The organism is Actinobaculum sp. 313 (genome assembly GCF_003073475.1).
Classification (GTDB): Bacteria; Actinomycetota; Actinomycetes; order Actinomycetales; family Actinomycetaceae; genus Asp313.
Map to the genome: position 1 here is coordinate 2617146 of NZ_CP029033.1, position 17515 is coordinate 2634660.

The 17515-nt window shown below is 60.5% G+C and carries 15 protein-coding genes; 4 read left to right on the forward strand and 11 right to left on the reverse strand.

Annotation, left to right across the window (positions count from 1 at the left end):
* The first annotated feature begins 34 nt into the window (after positions 1-34).
* Positions 35-403, forward strand: coding sequence for a NifB/NifX family molybdenum-iron cluster-binding protein (locus tag DDD63_RS11305; protein ID WP_108716458.1), 369 nt, complete (start codon positions 35-37; stop codon positions 401-403).
* Between the two features lie 422 nt (positions 404-825).
* On the opposite strand, the gene DDD63_RS11310 is transcribed toward DDD63_RS11305, so the two are convergent.
* From DDD63_RS11310 to DDD63_RS11320, 3 genes are all read right to left on the reverse strand, one after another.
* On the reverse strand, positions 826-1026 hold the full coding sequence (locus DDD63_RS11310) for a hypothetical protein (protein ID WP_108716459.1): 201 nt from the start codon (positions 1024-1026) through the stop codon (positions 826-828).
* Positions 1027-1382: 356 nt separating this feature from the next.
* Positions 1383-2120 (reverse strand): response regulator transcription factor, encoded by a 738-nt coding sequence (locus DDD63_RS11315; protein WP_108716460.1) that lies wholly within the window; start codon positions 2118-2120, stop codon positions 1383-1385.
* Positions 2121-2132: 12 nt separating this feature from the next.
* Positions 2133-3350, reverse strand: coding sequence for a histidine kinase (locus DDD63_RS11320; RefSeq protein ID WP_125482530.1), 1218 nt, complete (start codon positions 3348-3350; stop codon positions 2133-2135).
* A 173-nt stretch (positions 3351-3523) separates the two neighbouring features.
* On the opposite strand from DDD63_RS11320, the gene DDD63_RS11325 reads away from it, so the two are divergent.
* Positions 3524-4087, forward strand: coding sequence for a macro domain-containing protein (locus DDD63_RS11325; protein WP_108716462.1), 564 nt, complete (start codon positions 3524-3526; stop codon positions 4085-4087).
* A gap of 238 nt (positions 4088-4325) precedes the next feature.
* Here the strand turns inward: DDD63_RS11325 and DDD63_RS11330 are convergent, their stop codons facing one another.
* The 3 genes from DDD63_RS11330 to DDD63_RS11340 all read right to left on the reverse strand — a co-directional run bounded on the left by DDD63_RS11330 (position 4326) and on the right by DDD63_RS11340 (position 10167).
* Positions 4326-5018: a hypothetical protein gene (locus DDD63_RS11330; protein WP_108716463.1), complete on the reverse strand. Its 693-nt coding sequence runs from the start codon at positions 5016-5018 to the stop codon at positions 4326-4328.
* Between the two features lie 289 nt (positions 5019-5307).
* Positions 5308-6768, reverse strand: coding sequence for an alanine/glycine:cation symporter family protein (locus tag DDD63_RS11335; protein ID WP_108716464.1), 1461 nt, complete (start codon positions 6766-6768; stop codon positions 5308-5310).
* A 186-nt stretch (positions 6769-6954) separates the two neighbouring features.
* Positions 6955-10167 carry an efflux RND transporter permease subunit gene (locus tag DDD63_RS11340; RefSeq protein ID WP_164505532.1) on the reverse strand — a complete coding sequence of 1071 codons (3213 nt, stop codon included), beginning with the start codon at positions 10165-10167 and terminating at the stop codon, positions 6955-6957.
* 1019 nt (positions 10168-11186) lie between these two features.
* Between DDD63_RS11340 and DDD63_RS11350 the strand changes: the two genes are divergently transcribed.
* Positions 11187-11540: a hypothetical protein gene (locus DDD63_RS11350; RefSeq protein WP_108716467.1), complete on the forward strand. Its 354-nt coding sequence runs from the start codon at positions 11187-11189 to the stop codon at positions 11538-11540.
* Between the two features lie 11 nt (positions 11541-11551).
* A complete protein-coding gene (locus DDD63_RS11355) occupies positions 11552-11839 on the forward strand; it encodes a cytochrome P450 (protein WP_164505533.1) in 288 nt (95 codons plus the stop codon).
* 164 nt (positions 11840-12003) lie between these two features.
* Here DDD63_RS11355 and DDD63_RS11360 read toward each other — a convergent pair whose 3' ends face one another.
* The 5 genes from DDD63_RS11360 to DDD63_RS11380 are packed head-to-tail and all read right to left on the reverse strand — an operon-like array spanning position 12004 to position 17510.
* Entirely contained in the window at positions 12004-12837 is an 834-nt protein-coding gene (locus DDD63_RS11360) for a hypothetical protein (RefSeq protein WP_240611281.1), read from the reverse strand.
* Positions 12816-14285: a serine/threonine-protein kinase gene (locus DDD63_RS11365; RefSeq protein WP_108716469.1), complete on the reverse strand. Its 1470-nt coding sequence runs from the start codon at positions 14283-14285 to the stop codon at positions 12816-12818. Before DDD63_RS11365 ends, DDD63_RS11360 begins: the two co-directional genes overlap by 22 nt.
* The gene (locus tag DDD63_RS11370) at positions 14282-15427 is read right to left on the reverse strand and encodes an FHA domain-containing protein (RefSeq protein ID WP_108716470.1); all 1146 of its coding nucleotides are present in this window, start codon (positions 15425-15427) and stop codon (positions 14282-14284) included. The genes DDD63_RS11365 and DDD63_RS11370 overlap by 4 nt, the downstream gene beginning before the upstream one ends.
* On the reverse strand, positions 15388-16416 hold the full coding sequence (locus DDD63_RS11375; RefSeq protein ID WP_125482532.1) for a hypothetical protein: 1029 nt from the start codon (positions 16414-16416) through the stop codon (positions 15388-15390). Before DDD63_RS11375 ends, DDD63_RS11370 begins: the two co-directional genes overlap by 40 nt.
* Positions 16413-17510, reverse strand: a complete 1098-nt coding sequence (locus tag DDD63_RS11380) for a hypothetical protein (protein WP_108716472.1) — start codon at positions 17508-17510, stop codon at positions 16413-16415. Before DDD63_RS11380 ends, DDD63_RS11375 begins: the two co-directional genes overlap by 4 nt.
* Positions 17511-17515 lie beyond the last annotated feature (5 nt).

Here is a 17515-nt window from a genome sequence, read left to right on the forward strand (position 1 = left end):
ACGCCCACCGTTTCTATGGCCTACTGTAAGAACTATGAAACTCGCGATCCCCGTAACCCCCGATGGCGCAGTTGACCACCGCTGGGGCAGAGCACATAACGTCGCCGTCGTCGACATTGCGGATGATGACACTGTTTCAAGCTGGGATGTTCACGAAGTCAGCTGGGATGAGCTGCATGACTCAGGAACCCACGGAGCACACCATGCACGAATCGTGCGTTGGCTGCGCGAAAACGCCGTCGAGGCAGTGATCGTCAATCACTGCGGGCAAGGCATGGTCAACACCATGCAGAAAATGGGGCTGCTTATCGTTTGGGATGCCGACGGAGATGCCGCCGTTTGCGTTGATGCGGCGGTCCCCCGCATTCGCGAGGCGCTACAGGGCGACGTCGCTGCGGGCTGACCCGCGCAATTGAACGAACCTTGCGCCGTCGCCAACCGGGCCGCACCCCGTCGACTAGACAACAACGAGGCCCGGATGTTCACGCTCCACCCGGGCCTCGTTCGTACGCCGGTTCCAGAGGCACATGCCCCGACGCACATACATCAGGCACACGCAGTCGGATGGGACGGAGACCTCCCTACGGGACCTGCTCTTGCCTCTGGGACTGTCCCATACCGGAAACCCGGCGCCGAGGTGAGCTTTGCCAAATGGCAAATATCCTCAAATCCGATACCTGATGCCTATGAAATTGTCTCCGAACGCTTAGCAACCAGCCGCCACGGACGACCGATATTCTGAGGCGAACACGAAACCCACTGCTTACAGGCCGACAAGGCCATACGCAAGCCGCATGGTCGCGCCTCTCGTTAAACTTCCGCCGCCTATTTGTTCAGAGGTCCGCATAGCGGACGCAAGAACGGGAACCATGTGCATAGGAACTCCGGCTCAGCATTCGAGCCTGCGATGACACGAACCTTTGCGACATCGCTATTCTCCACAGCAACATGATCTACCTGAGGTGCGGCAAAAGCGCCTCCACCAATAACTAGGGCCGCAGCAGCAATCGCGTGTGTTACTTTCATAGCCCCTCCTTCCCCTACATACTCAAGCGTAGCGAAGGTGGCAAAGGCACCATATCCCCCAAAAGTATGAGAGCGACCATTTGACGCCGAAAAGTCGTGGTGAAGTCCCGCTCACATTCCGTCTCAAAAGCGGGGATACCCCGCCATGTTGCTAGTCATTGAGGCGCTATCAACTTCAGCTTGTGGACGAGTAGTACCGCGAAGTGCACACCTATGCCGCAACCAGCGGCCCGCAGACCATGTACTGCGAGCCCGAGCGGGTGCATAGCTAGCCGTTATCAACACACCACTGCCACCCAAACCAGGGAATCTACGACCAGCGGGTGCATGCTTCCGCAACCAGCGCAGCACCGCCCTCAAGGCCGCACCAGCCCCAGCTCGTGCGCGCGCACCACAATCTTGAGCCGGGTATTCACACCGAACTTCGTCATAATGGATGCCACGTGGGTCTTTATGGTTGCCTCTTTGACGAAGAGCTTCTCGGCGATTTCAGAATTCGAATACGCCTGGCATAGCAACTGCAGCACTTCAAGTTCACGCGGTGAAAGCGGAACGTAGTCCGAGTCCGACGACGGCGCAACAAGGTAGTTTTTCACAAGCCGCGAGGTCGGGCCGGGCGAAACGACGGTACCCCCGGCAGCAACCTGACGCAGTCCGCTAATGAGGTCCTCCGGAGCCGTATTCTTCAGCAAGAATCCGGCAGCACCGGCCTGCAAACCGGTGAGCATCGCTTCGTCGTCGTCGAAAGTTGTCAGCAGCACAACTCTGACCTGTGGGAACCTCTCACGTACTTGGGCAGCGGCGGTAATGCCATCCATCTCCGGCATGCGCACATCCGTCATGAGAACATCGGGCATCTTTTCCTGGACGAGGCGAATCGCATCGAAACCAGTTGTTCCCACACCCACGATTTCGATATCATCCGCCGTTGCCAGATAGGTCGCAATCCCATCAAGCACCGCTTGGTCGTCGTCAACCACCACAACTCGCACATGCGATGGCGAACTCGTCGGCGGCGTCGTGAACCCCGCCCAGGGATTCACACCGTTCACCGCCGCGGCTTGTTGATTCGGTGTTGGATTCTGCCCCTCCATGACGGTTTCACCCTACCTCCCAATCGGAATCGTGATACGCACAAGCCAACGCGACTCTGTTCCAGAGAAGTCAATGGTGCCACCCACGGCTTCAATCCGCTCACGTTGGCCGATCAAACCAAGCTTCGGCCGAGCATTAGAGTCCCCGAACCAGTTGGCCAGTTGCCCTCCTCCTGCTCTCGCCGGAAGATTACGCCCGTTGATAAAGAGTGCGTCCACACCATCCTCGGTGACATCAATCATTATGGTCGCTGGAACGTCACGACTTCCATGTTTGACGACATTTGAACAAGCCTCGGTGGCCACACGCGCCAGTGTTGAGGAGACGATCTCCGGCAGTGCGTCCACATCGCCATCTATGGACGCATTGACGACGACGCCCGCTGCCCGCACTTTTTCAATTTGGGCGTTCAAAGTGGCAGTTAGCGAGGTGTCCGAGATTGTGAAGCGTTCCGCGGCCGTCACGCCATCGGCAAGATCAATATTGTCGGAGACTCTTAAGACATCCAACATGCGCCGGAGGTCCGCAGTCGCCACACGTCCAGTTCGTGCAATAAAGTCAAGGTCCTCCGCTAACCGGGGATCATTTGTACCACGCAACCGAGCCGCTTCTGCTCGCATAACGATCATCGTACTTGCATACACTGCGGTATCGTGCAACTCCCGTGCAATAGCACGCCGCTGGGCTTGCAGCTCTGCCTTACGCTGTTCTTCCAGGCGCATATTCGCCTGGCGTTGCCGGAAGAGTAGCTCGCCTATCGCCGCGAAAAGCAAGGCGAAGAGGCTCCACAGCACAACACCCTGCAGCATCTCGACGCGCGAACTTGTTGCGGGAACCGTCGCTGCGATCACGCACACCAGATACCACACGGTAAATGGCAATGCCGCCCGGCGATGCCCAGCCCAGATGAGCATGGCTGTCATAAGGAACATTGACACCGCGGCCACGGAAATCGACCGTCCCGGTATGAGCCATACCAAGGTCAGCACGCCACCAAGCCAAATCGCAGACGAGATCGGCCAAATCCCGGACGTGGCAACCGCTGCACAGGCACAGAGCATTAGTGCCAGGTTCGGTATGCTTGCATGCGCGGAAAGGGCGATAGCGGCACACACGACTGCGAGTACGACGCCAAGAACCACCCCGATCACCGGCCGTGGATCGCCCGCGATCCAGTGCCGGAACCACACGCGCGCACGGTCTACCCTGTGGCTCGCCGACTCGTCCATATGCACCTCCGGAAAGGTCTGCGACGATTCTAATGCAGCGCGCCACAACACGCAGTACGCTGGCGTCGCCCCGCTGTTCCGTTGCCAATGTCGCAATACCTGGAGCGGTGGAAGCACCGATACCCCTCGCGATACTCCAGCCGTTACCCAGCGACCCCGCGTAAGGTGTAGGCATGCGAATGTTGATTTCGGTTACGGATCTCACGCAAGTCGGCGCCGATGCCATTGTCAATGCAGCCAATTCCAGCCTACTTGGCGGAGGTGGCGTTGATGGAGCCATCCATCGTGCAGCCGGCCCCCAGCTATTGGCGGCCTGCCGCGAGTTGCGTGCCAGTGCACTGCCCGAGGGACTCGCCGTCGGTACGGCCGTTGCCACCCCTAGTTTCAATCTCCCCGCCCGCTGGGTCATTCACACGGTCGGCCCGAATCGATACGCCGGTCAGGTCGCACCGAGCGAGCTGGCAGCCTGCTTCACCAACTCTCTCCACATCGCCCAGGGGATGGGATTGCACTCGATTGCCTTCCCCGCAATCGGTGCGGGCGCCTACGGTTGGGACATGACCGAATGCGCCACTATCGCCTGCCGCGCTTTTGCGGTGCTGACGTCACAGCCGGGCCAGCCTGCGGCTGATGCCTTCCCCACCGGCGCAATCGAAGAGATCATCGTGGCAGTAACCTCGGAAAGCAACGCCCGCATCTGGCGCGACGCCGCACAGCAAGCGGGCCTGACCGTCTGACCCACAGACGAGCACCCGGTTTTCCCATCCATCTGCCCGAACTGCAACACCGCATACGCACCGGCTCGCAATCATCAACCGAAGGTCTTCTCGGCAAGACGGCGTCAGCACGCGCACGGCAAGCATGCACCGTAAGTCGCATGCCGTGTGCCGAAACAGCGGCGCGTGTGCCGAAACACCAGCGACAGACGCGGGTGCGAAGAGCCCTCCTCCATGAGACTCGCGCCATCCGCCACATTCAGTCATCCGTCACGACGACGAGACCTTGCGCCACCGCGTCGACGTCATCCAATGCCGAAGATGTGGGACCCGTGGCCGTCACGTTCCACAGCCCATCGCCAGAATCAACAAGGTAGATACGCGAGACGCTGCCGTTGGATTCGGTTGCAAGAACGGCGCACGCGGGAAATCCACCCAATGATGACACCGTATCATCCGGAACGGCAGAGGCTCGCGCATTGCCTCCCAGGAGTTCCACTGCTTCGTCAGCGGTGGGGAGGATGGTCATCCCCACCACCGGATGTAATGTGACCCGCTCGCCCGATGAGCCCTGCACGCCGATAACTCCACTCTCCGAGTATGGCCGCTCCAGCAACTCGTAGTCGGCAGGCACCCGCATGTAGCCGTATCCGCTCTCCCCGGCCGCGAATACGAAGTAGTCACCATCCAAGGCAACAGCGCCGACCTCGCCAGTCAGTGGCGTCGGGCGATTGACGTCCGCGCCCACGGTACTATCCTCGTAATCATCTGCGGCGGCATCCTGGGGCGCCGCTGCGGCTGTGGCATTGGACGGGTTCGCGTACACAATTCCGGGCGCCGCAGAGTTCTCTGCAGCAGCGGCATCACTCGCGACGTTACGACTGCATCCACCGACCAGAGCCAGTGCAACTGCAAGGGAACAGGCCGTGAGAGCGGCTCGGTAGTGGACCATATTCCTCGTTCCTCCTTCAACCTTCCCGGTGAGGGTTGGTGGTGAGCGGGTGGGCCTAAGGCGAGCGGGCGGTTCAGCAACCCGTCATCCGGACGTTTCTATTGTTATCCGCCCGGGGCCCTTGAGTCACGCTAGAAGCATGGGCATCAATACCCATGCCACCAACCGGAAATAAATTGGCGCAATTCGCAGAATAGATGTATTCTTACCCCAAGCAATGGTGTGACATGAGGCACACCCGCCCGCGCCACGCCACCGCGCGAGGGCGTGCGGTCACAGGCTTCCCGAATTAAGCCAGCGCACGCTCGCGTCGTACCCAGATATCGGTGGGCAACTCCCCAGGCATATAGGGATTGTTCGTCGCAACGAACGGGCGCTCCGGATTCTCGTCGTAGTCTCGCAGCGCAGCGAACGCCCACTTCCCAAGGCGCGTGATGGCAACGAGATTGATAAGCGCCATCCCCGCCATGGTGATATCCGCGAAGTTCCATACAGCCTGCAAAGGCGCCACCGCGCCGACAACCACGGAAGCCACCGTCACCGCGCACACGATCAGGAAACTCCGCGGCGATCCCTTGCTAAGAAAGTCCACATTGACCTCGGTGTAGGCGAAATTGCCGATAATCGACGAATATCCGAAGACGAAAAGCAAGAACAGCATGACCGGCACAATCCACGTGCCGAGTTCGCTCTGCAGCGCGGCGATGGTGAGCGAGGCTCCTTTCATCTCGATTTCCACGCCCGGGGTGTACACAGAAGGAGCGGCGTTCAGAATGATGAAGGCCGTCGCCGAGCACACTAGAATCGTGTCGACGAACACGCCAATAGACTGGATGAACCCCTGTTTGGCCGGATGGGTGACCTGCGCAGTGGATGCGGCGTTCGGTGCCGATCCCTCGCCGGCCTCGTTGGAGAAAAGGCCGCGGCGCGTGCCGTTCAGCATCGCGGCGACGATGCCACCTTCGGTGCCTGCCACCGCTTCACGCAGTCCGAAAGCACTCTCAAAGATCATCTGGAAGACAGGGAGAATTCGGTCATAGTTCAGCAGAATCACGAGAATGGCGATGAAGATGTAAACCACCGCCATAATCGGGGCAAGTACCTCCGTCACCTTTGCTATCCGCCTAATGCCGCCGAAGAGGATCGGCAGTGTGAGCAGAGCAAGAAGTATGGCAGTCACCCACGGGGATACATTGGCATGGTTCGCGAGCGTCTCCGAGATGGTGTTGGCTTGCACCATCTCATATGAAACACCGAAAGAGAAGATGAGGAATACGGCGAATACCGCACCCCAGAAACGCGAGCCAAGGCCACGCTCGATATAGAAAGCCGGTCCACCCCGGAACGTCCCATCCTTCCACCGGACCTTGAAGAGCTGCGCCAGAGTCGCCTCAACAAAGGCGGTGGCCATACCGACCAGTGCGACGACCCACATCCAGAAAACGGCGCCCGGGCCACCCGCGACAATCGCCAGAGCCACGCCCGCAATATTGCCGGTTCCCACACGTGAGGCCAATCCAATCGCAAAAGCCTGGAAGGAGGAGATCCCGTCACCGTCGCTGTCGCGCGAACCGAAGATCCCGCGGAGCATCTGCCTGAACTCACGGAACTGGACACCACGTGTACGGATCGTGAAGTAGAGACCGACCAAGAGCAGCAGCCCGATCAAAACGTAGGTGTACACCCAGTCGGAGAACGCTCCAGTGGCCTCCGTCAATGGGTCAACGGGTGCTTCTTCCGCTGCAAACATCTCTAGACCTCCAAACTACTGTCTCTGCACCGCAATGAGCGCGAAGACATCTACCGGGTCGTCACCCTGCCGACCGCAGGTATCACCCACGCACCGACCGAGGACCTCGCCCAGCACTTCTTCCAGCGGCAACCCCAGCTAGTCCGGAAATCTCTTGAACTCGGTCCAGCGGGAGGCGGCACCGCCTCAGTGACGACGAGAGCGTTTACGCTCTCCCCTTTGCTGTGTTAATCGATAGAGTACCGGCAACAACACCAATGTCAGAATGGTAGACGATGTCAGCCCGCCAATCACAGTAATTGCCATCGGCTGCGAAATGAAGCCGCCGTAGCCGGTGACGCCGAAGGCCATCGGTAGCAGCGCCGCGATGGTGGAAACGGCCGTCATGATGATGGGGCGTAACCTCCGCTGGGCTCCGATGCTGATCGCCTCATCCAACCCCATTCCATTGCGACGAAGTTGGTTGATCAGATCAATCAATACGATCGCGTTCGTCACCACAATGCCGGTAAGCATGAGAATGCCCACCAGAGAAGAAATACCCAACGGCATATCGGCCACTAGCAGCACGAGGAATGCTCCGGTGGCGGCAAACGGTATGGAGATAAGTAGCAACAGGGGCTGGCCCAGGCTCTTGAAGATGAAGACAAGCACCACATAGATGATGAGAATCGCGGCAGCAAGCGCCAGCCCGAGCTGGTCGAAAACGTCACCGATCTGTTCTCCGGCACCTGCCTCGACGGTCATGACGTTGCTGGGTAGATCGGCGGAGTCCACCGCGTTGTTCACGGCGGTTCGTAGTGCGCCAAGATCGTCGGCATCTTCTGGTGTCACAGTTATGGTGGCGGTGCGCTGGCCATTCACGGTCACAACGGTTGGTACCACGGATACTTGTTCAACGGTAGCGAATGCGGAGATGGGTTGCCCCGCGATCTGGAGATTCCGTAAGTCATCAACGGTCTGTGCCGGGCTGTCCAGCTTGACGTAGATATCGGTATCCACATTGTTCAGCGTGATCTGCCCGATGGATGGCGCCACAATCTGCGCCGAGATCATGCCGACGACGTCGTTCTCCGTCATTCCCGCTGCCCCCGCGGCATCGCGGTCAACCGTTATCTTCACCGACGGTTGCTCGGTCGCTAGGTTGGAACTTACCGTTTTCGCACCGGAGACATCCTGCAGCTCTGCCAACAGTACGTCGTTCGCCGCGGTAAGTGCCTCGTCGTCGCTGGCAACCAGATTCACTTCCACCGCAGAGGAGGTCAGTCCGGTGACGTCAGCCGCAGAAACTACGTCGCCCGACGCGTTGTCCTGCAGCGTCCGCTCCAACTCATCGCGCAGTGCCTCCTGATCCGCGTCGGGATCGGTAACGATGGTGTAGGAGATCGATGCACCCCTGAAATTGATTCCAGTGGGGGAGATCGTGGTTGCGACGGTTTCCACGCCGTCGACCTGCTCCAACGCCGCTTCTGCCGTCTGTGCATGTGCGGTTAGGGTCTCTATGTCTGTACCCGCCGGAGCATTCTGCGACAGCGACACCATATTCTGGCCCGTGCTCCCTAAGAGGTTGACCTTGAGTAGAGGGAAAAGAGCACCCGTGCCGACCAGCACGGCAATGGCAACAAGCAGGGTGACAACTGGATGACGCTGTGTCCCGCGCAATACGGGCCGATACATTCGGCGCAGCCACGTGTTTTCCTCCCGTTCCTCGGCTCGCAATCGAACGGCGTCTTCGTCCTCGCACGCTGGGGAGATGGCGGGCACTGATTCATCCGCACTCGCCGCACTATCGTCTTTATCGGCGTCCACTGCACTATCGTCGGAATCCTTCTGCTCGGAGAGTTCCGCCGACCTCGCCGCCTTCTCCGTACCCTGCGGCGTCGCCTCAACTGCGGCTCGTGCAGCGCGGCTGGGGCGCAAGAACCAGTAAGCGAGCACGGGAACGATGGTGAGGGCGGTGAACAGTGAGGCGGCCATTGCCAGCACCACAGTTAAGGCGAAGGGCCGGAAAAGCTCGCCGACCATACCGGAGACAAAACCGATTGGCAGGAAGACGAGGCAGGTGACAATCGTAGAGGCGGTGATGGCCGAGGCCACCTCGCGCACGGCGTTCGTGATGGCCGTGCGTCTGTCGCCGCCATACTCCATGTGCCGCTTGATGTTTTCAATGACCACAATGGAGTCATCCACGACGCGCCCGATGGTGATGGTCAGTGCGGAGAGGGTGAGAATGTTCAGCGAGTAGCCGGCTACCCTCATCCCGATGAATCCGATCAGCAGCGATAGCGGGATGGAGATCGCCGTCACCAGAGTGGACCGAAGGGACAGGAGGAACAACAGGATCACCAATACTGCCATCACAAGCCCCATCACGCCCTCTTCGGCGAGCGACGAAATCGAATCCGTTATGAAGGGCGCCTGGTCGAATATCGTGGTGAATTCGGCGTCTCCACCCACCAACGGCTGTAGCTCGGTGAGGGTATCGGTCAGCTCATGCGAGGTGTCGACGACATTTGCGTTCGACGTCGGATACACAACTAACGCAACAGCAGACTTTCCGTTGATGCGGGCGGAGAGTGTTGCATCCGCGCCGCTGAGCTCCACGCTGGCCACATCGCCCAACGGCACAGAGCCGTTAGTCTCTCCGGTGGCCGGATCGGTGGTGATGACAGGAATTGCTCGTAGCGCATCCAGCGAATCGATTCGCTGGCCGACCGTGACATCGAGATTCTTGCCATCTTCCGCTACCGTGCCTACGGGTACCGCCAACCCGTTGGAATCCATGGCATCCTGTAATGCTTGCGGCGTCACGCCATTCGCCGCCGCAGCCTCGGCATTGAGTTCAATGGTCACCCGCTGCTCCGGCGCACCAACCAGGGTCGCGGAGGCTACGCCATCGATCTTCTCCAGTTGAGGAACAACGGCGGTTCTGATGTTGTCGGCCGTCTGCAGGGCGTCGGAGTCACTGGTGACGCCGATCATGGCGAGCGGGATATCCGAAGACGCGCCCGAGGCCACCTCGGTGCTCGTGTCCTCCGGGAAATTCGTATCGGCGCGAGAGACCGCCTGTTCGACCTTCGCCGTTGCTCGCGCGGTATCGGTGCCATACTCCAACTCGACCGTGATCATCGCGTACGACGACGAAGACGTCGTCGTCGTCGATTTAACTTCCGGGATGGTCGCAACCTGCTGCTCAATTGGAACTGCGATACGCTCATTCATTTGCTCGGAGGTTGCACCCGGCGAAATGGCGATAACCGAAACAGCAGGCAACTCTACGGGAGGAATCAGTTCCCTTCGCATTGACTGCAATGACAGTACGCCGAGCACAGATGCGACGACGCAGACTAATGCAACGAAGGGTCGGTTCCTCAACGACGCGTGGGCCAGTTTATTCACGGGCAAAAGGTTATTCCCTCTAGGCGGGTCACCGCCATTCGGCGCGTGTGAATCACTCGGCTTGTGCGCAGTCACCTCACCGCGTTGTAGTCGTCATTCCACGCGTACGTGAATCGCTCCGTGCAAGCACAGGATCGACTCCGACAGCATCGCACTATTCCACACGGACGTAAATCGCGCCACGACAACACGAAACCCAGACAGAAAGACCCCACCATTCCACGCGTACGTGAATCGCTCCGTTATCTTCATTTCGGACATCCTCGCTGGCACCGCCGTTCGCGCGTTGACCAGTTGCCCGTTGGCCGTTCGCGCGTACGCGTGAATTGCACGCTCATGCTCCGGTCTGTTTGGTTCCGGCTCGCGCCGTTCACACGCGCGCGTGAAATTGCACTGGTCGGTGGAGCGGAAGGAGCTGACCGTGACGCGTACAACACGCATGTGAATGTGGGATTGCTCCTGGTTCCGATGTGCCTCTACGGCAGACATGACACTATGGCGGTGTATCTCTACGGCAGGTGAAGGTTACATCTCGCCCTGACTCATCGGGCGCGATGAGTGCGGGCATAACTGAATTGGGATCACATGCATTCGCCCGATGATCGGAGGCAAGGCAAGTGCGCAACGCCTGCTACAAGTACATATGACGCGAGTGCACGAAGGCGGGTGAGCGTGTAAAGCATCAACTTTACGAGTAATTGCACGACTTGTCAATTTCAAACCGTGGTCAAACAATGGGTAATGATACCCGTATCGAAGTTTGCGTATCTGCTCTAGCATAATTACCGCAAGCTATTGTGGTTGCTTGCCCAGGGCGCCGTGCGCGAGCCTCCAATAACGCCGCGGCGCTTACGCCCGACCTGCCCAGTCGGGTACTCAGAGGGTCCGCGCCTCCTACTTAGGACCCAGAGTTAGCCGGGGCCCCATCTAGCCGGGGTCCCGGCTCGTATTTTAGGGACCGGCGACGCAATTGGGGCTACATTCTGTCCATTACCCCCATCGGCAATGCTGAGGCGCGGATGGCCGCCGAGGACGCGCAAACCTTCTCCAGCAGAGTCTCACGGCATTTGTATATTCCGAACGCCCTGGACGGCAAAGAGCACCAACGCTTCCGAAAGCTCATTGAGCGGTACCTCAGTGACGCGGCAGTCAATCCGTTGTTTCCAGACTTCCTCGATATCGCCCGCACGGTAGTCGACAACCTCCCCCGAGGTGAGATCGTCGATGCCGTCACCGATATCGGATCCATTGTCACCGTCCGTTGCCAGTCACTCTGGCTCGGATGGAACCAGTCGCATGAGAAGGCCTTACTCACCTGGATGGAAGAGAACCGCGCTGCTGCTCGAATCGCCGCGTCACCACCCGGGAAGTAGAGCTCAGCGGCGTGCGAATCCCGGCGCATGAACGGGTCATCATCAACTGGACGGCTGCCAATCGCGATCAGCACGCATTCGACGATCCCGACGAGTTTGCACCACAGGCCAACCGTGAGAAAAACCGCGTCTATGGAGGCGGCCCACACGCCTGCCCCGGGCGACGTATTTCCACACTGGAAATACGTCGCCGGACTCATCGCGGTTCTGGAAGCCGGGTTCTGCGTGCTAGGGATCCGCAACGCGAAGCGGTGCCCGGCGGCGGATTCAGTTATGTCTCCATCGTCCTGGGAACCTAGAAACACCGCCTACGGTTCTCCCAAGCCGCTTGCAGCGTGCAGGGATCGCCGGGCGGCAGGCGGAGTGCCACACCACGCGCCGTCGATTCCCTACCCGAGCGGACAATTTCCGAAGGGCCCGTCACTCCGCAGACGGGACGAGAACCAGCCCCTACCCGAGCAGACTACTTGCGCAAGGCGGCGTTACGCTTCTTCTCCGCGGCACGCTCGGCCCGCTGGATTCTTGCGAGCTCGCGCGCCCGCTGGTTCGCCTTGAGCTCCTCGTCCAGCATCGGGAGGTCATCAATACTCACCAACTGGGCGGCGACGGCGTACTCCACCAGGCGTGCGCGGCGATAGGTGGCGTGCGCTCCCTGGCCGCCGCGCAGGCCCTTCACGCCTAACTGGTCAAGTTTGTCGCAGACGTAGTCGAGTTTCCGGTTAAAACGCGAACGCGTCCAGCCGATCCGCTCCGCCGCCTCTTCTGAGCGAGGAATATCAACGGACCCGGTGCCCACACGCTTCAGCCACTGCTCAGCAAGTGCCAGGATCACAAGCTTCTGTGCCGGCGACAGAACGATCTGACCAACAGTGGTCTCACCGACAGAAGTCCGGTTCCTATCCGATATTTCGTACACGTTGTCCGGCACGGTCACATCGATTTCGTATGTGGTCGGCCCGGCGGTGAAAACCAGGCTCATGTCACTGACAACTAGCGGCAATTGCGTCCCAGGACCGATCCACGACTGCAACATTCCCGCGTTTTCCGCCACGGTCACGGCAATACGTGAACCGACATTGCGGACCCACCACATATTGTTGTGATACTCGATCACAAGGAAATTGCGATGCAGGAAAGGGTTATCGTCGATGGCGAGGTCACCGACGCGCCCGATGGTGAAGGTACTGCCCGGGTCCACCCGGTAAATCTCCCCGCAAAACTCAACCTCCAACGGTGGGATATCACCAGGCGAACTCGGCTGTGCTGACATGTCTGCTACTGTGTCGTCGTCACGCATGCATGTTCCTCCTTCGACTGGAATCCATTCTCATTCTCCACCAGAACCTTGAGACACGTTTCAGGTATGCGCTTTGGCACAGTGACACTCATCTCTGTTGTGCTCTCATATACCTCAACCTGATCGGCTCCAACCAGGGTGTACTGGAACGTGTCACCCTCGTTCCCGTCGCCGTTCTTCCATGAAAAGATCACGTGCTCGCCGTCGGCAGACAGTTCGCCACGCAAACCCGTAACTGGGTACACGTAGTCATCGAGTGAGGTGGTCGGATGGGGCTCTGTCGGTATCGGATGCGGATCCTCTTCGGCGTCGGTATGGAAAATCGCCCACCATGCGGCGCCGATGATCGCAGCAACGACAACAAGCGTGATAATCCATCCCACCAAGCCATTTCCACGCGGCTCCGGATCCTCCTGGACGGTCACATCGGCGTCGTCCTTCACTCTCGCACGTCGCCGCGAACCGGACTCCTCCGTGTTCCCCGTTGCCGCCGTCGCACCATCGGAAGGCAGCGGATTGATCGTCCGAACCGCCATGCGGGTCGCATCGTCGTCAGGTTCGGAAAAATCCGGCTCGGCGGGAGCCTGCGCCAACACGTCCACCGGCGTCGGTTGCTGGTGCAGCAGAGACTGCACACTCTGCAAGGCGCGCGCAAACTCCAAGGCGTCCGCGTAGCGTTGCTGCGGCTCCTTCGCCATCGCCGTGGCAAGGACCCGTTCCATCTCCTCCGGCACATCGAAGCGGCCGGTTGACGGCACCGGAGAACGCAACACCCGGTTGATCACAGCAATCTCGGAGTTGTCGCCACCCTCAATTTCAAAGGGAGCATGGCCCGCGAGCATGGTGTACACGGTGGCGGCCAGTGAATAGACGTCCCCGGCGACGCCGGCTTCGCCCACGCCGGTTGCCTGCTCGGGGGATGACCAAGGCACGGAGAAACCCTCTGCGGGCCGTGGATCACCCACATAGGTCGCGATACCGAAATCAGTGAGAACCGGATGATGGAAGGCGGTCATCAGGATATTAGCCGGCTTGATATCACGGTGGACGATACCCGCACGATGCAGTGTCTCCACCGCCCCGGCGATTTGAATGCCCATTTCCAAGGTATTGGACACCGTCAGGCGGCGCTCGCGCAGCAGCGCGCCCAAATGCGGAGGCGGGCAATACTCCATCATCAAGTACATGCGGTGGTCGTCCGCCTCACCGGCTCCGTACACAGACAAGATGGATGGATGCGAACTCATGCGCGCCATGAGATTCGCCTCCGCCCGAAAGGCGCGGCGCATCTCCTCCGTCGCACCCCGGCGCATCACTTTCACGGCAATCTCGCGACGCGGGATCTGTTGTTCATACAAATAGACATCGGCGAATCCGCCGGAACCAAGAAACGACAGATACCGGGCGCCCGGGATGCGCGGCGGCGTGGCCGGACGACGAGTACTCACTGCGGCCCCATCATCGTTAACGTGACATCTTCACCGATATCAATAACATCACCCGGCTGCACGAAGTACGGTGCCGAACTGGTCACACGCACGGGATTCTCACCCGGCCGCAGCACATAAGTGCCGTTATTCGAATTCCGGTCAAGCAGCCGTACGTCCCAGCCGTCAACGCGAATCTCGCAGTGCACGCGAGAGATTTGCCGCTCTGGGCTCGGAACCGTGACCAGATGGGCACGTGGACGGCCTTCCTCCGGGGTAGCGGAGGGCTTGCGCCCGACGACGATATCCGCGTCAATAGGGATCTGGAGGCCGGTAGACACCAAAACCATTCCCAGCGAGGGGCGTGGGTACCAATTGGCCTGGCCGACTACCGGGTTCCCGCACACCCGGCAGAGCGGGGCGTGCGGAGGATTCGGGTGCCCGAATTGACACAGCATGGCCAACACCATTGCCGGCGGTTCAATGGCCTGACGCAAAGACTGCGCCGCCTTCCCCATCACCGTCTCGCCGTCGTGGTCGCCATCGTCTGCGATATCCGCTTGCTCCCCCGCAGTACCGAACTGTGTGAGTTCAGTGAACACAACCGCATCCTGTGCCATCGTGGAGGCATCGCCCACGGATTCCGAACGAGGTGGAGCAAATCTCTCCGCGTCAAATTGATCGGCGCGCGGCAAGCCGCTCTCGGCCGTGGGGAGTCCCTGCCCGGCAGGCGGTGGCGAGGCGACCCCGTCATTTTGCGCGCTGGCGGCAGTCTCCGACACTGGCGGGAACTTGGCCGTCGGCTGGTGCTCGAAAAGCGGGTTGAGCCGTGTCGTGGGCGCTAGTTCCGGCGAGAACGGCGAGCGATCCGCGGGCGATTCCTGCCGTGCCTCTTCGACTTCGTACTGACCGGTGGGCAGCGCGGCGATGTCATCCGCGACAACGTCGCCGCCCGACGCCGGGGCAGGCTCTGGCTGGCCGCCAATATCCGAAGCCGATTGCTCGCCGTCGGCCACGCCTTGCCCACTATGGGCCTCTTGGCCGGACTCGTCACCTACCATCGGCTCTCGTTCGGTACCGGAAGCGGGATCAGGCGCAGCTTCCTCAACCGGAAGCGCAGAGTCTACCCGATCCACCGCAGGATCGCTCGCCGACTGGTCCACCAAAGGTGGCTGATCCGCCGAGGCGGGGGTTCCCACTGCTGTGCCGCAGATCCAGACTCCTCCTGCGGCGCCGCGTACGGGAACAGTACCTGCTCCGGTGCCGCCGACTCAGCCGATCCTGCCTGTGTGGGAGCAGCCTGCGGTGTGTGATTATCCAGTTGCTTCAATTCGGTGAAGATCTCGCTGATATCGGCTGTAATCGTGTCCGCGTTTCGCACGTCCTGACCGTCCGCAGCACTGGCACTGCCTGCCACGGCAGCGGGGGGATTGCCCGCAAATTGTTGGGCGTCCCCGGCCTCCGCATTCTCGGCGGGAGACGGGAAACCGAGCGGGCCCACATTTGCCGGGGAGACCTCCCGCGGCCCTTCCTGTGTGGCCGCCCTTGCTTGGGCCGCTTCCTCCTGTGCAGCGGCCTGCATTTCCGCCAGTATCTGTTCCGCCACGGACAGGGAAAGCTCCACGGTGGGCAGCGTGGCCGTCGGCTCTAGCACAGCCGCGGAGATGGCCTCCAGGGAAAGCTTGCCCGTTTTCGACGCGCCCACTTCCTCACTTCCTTCCTCTGCAGCAGAGGAGTCGTTTGGCCGGGCTGTCTCCTCTGGTTCGTCTGCATGGAGTTCGTTAGCGTCGTCCCACTCTCCGCTCTCTTCCCTGTGAACTGGTTCGGCCACGGGAGACTCGACACCGACTGAAGCAGGAGCGCTTTCCTCCGCAGCACCTTCCTCCACCGCGTCCTCCTCCACAGCGGCGGGCGCTGCCTCTCCGACATTCGCTTGGTCGGGCGTGGCGCCTGCCGCACCATTTCCGGTAGGCACCGTACCCGTATCGGCGGCGGGCACCCACTCCTCTTGCGGGCCGCTATCCGCGGCATTGAGTGCCTCGGCTGTGGATTCTTCCGCTTCGGCATGGGAGAACTCATGCGGGTACTCATCAACCCTGGCGGATCCGGCCTGCTGCACCGCTTGCGCCTCGTCCGGCGCCACCTCACTCACGGCCGTTTGAACATCGTCCAAAGCTTCGTCTGCGCCACCCGTAACCGGCTCGGTGCACGCCGTCGTATCGGCCTGAGCACGTACCGCATCCCCAGGCTCGTGCGGCATCGAATCGACCGCGAGGCCCTGCGCTGCGGCGTCGACGACACCGCCTTCCGGGATGATGGCGGCATCCTGATCGGTGGCGCCATCCGGTTCAGAAACGGACTCCTCCCCGACGAAACGGTGTTCGCCGGGTCGGGCGACATTTCGGTACCGGGAACCTCATCGATAAAGAAATCCTTGGGTTCGTCGGCCACAACCGGCATTTCGGCGGCCGCAGTTGCCAGCACGGGACCATCAACGACATCGCCCTCGGGCAGCGATGTTTCCGCGATTGGAGCGGAAATCGCCTCCATTTCTCCGGTGTCGAACGGGCCACGAGTTTCAACCTTTACCTGTTCCACCGCGCGTGCCGAGGCGGCCCAATTCGACCCCCAGGCAGAACTGATCGCGTGGATAAGATCCGGAACGCCCACCGCAGGCAAGGCGGCAATAGCGCCGATAGCAGGGGCGTCGTCGTCGCCCAGGCTCACGGTAATATCCATGGTGCGCGTGACACCGTCACCCAATAGCATCTCCTCGCCCACTGCGGGCGCACCCCATGTACCACTCGTCAACACCGACGTAGACGACATGCTCATCTCCGCGTCGTCGGAGTCAAAACTCTCACCGTCGGATGCCGAGCCTTCGACCTCACCGGCCCGCAGCACGAAGCCACTAAGCCCCCAGACGCGCGACTCGATCCAACTGGCAGCGCCATGGCCCTCGCTGAGAATCTCACCGGACTCCCGCGCGACGATCATCGGACCACGTACAGCCATCCGCACATAGTCGCCCTCCATGCATGCCAGAGCGAATGACGGCAGCTTGTCAAAATGCGCAAAACGCCCGCTAATCGCCTCCAGCAACTGCGAGAACCGCGCGCCGGAGCGAATCGCCTGCCAGATCTCCGCAGCGAAGTCGCTATCGTCGCAATCCATCAGCAGCGCTCCGCGTGGCGCCACAGCACCCGCAAGTCCGCCGGGATGCATTTTCGCTTGTTCGATATGCACGTACC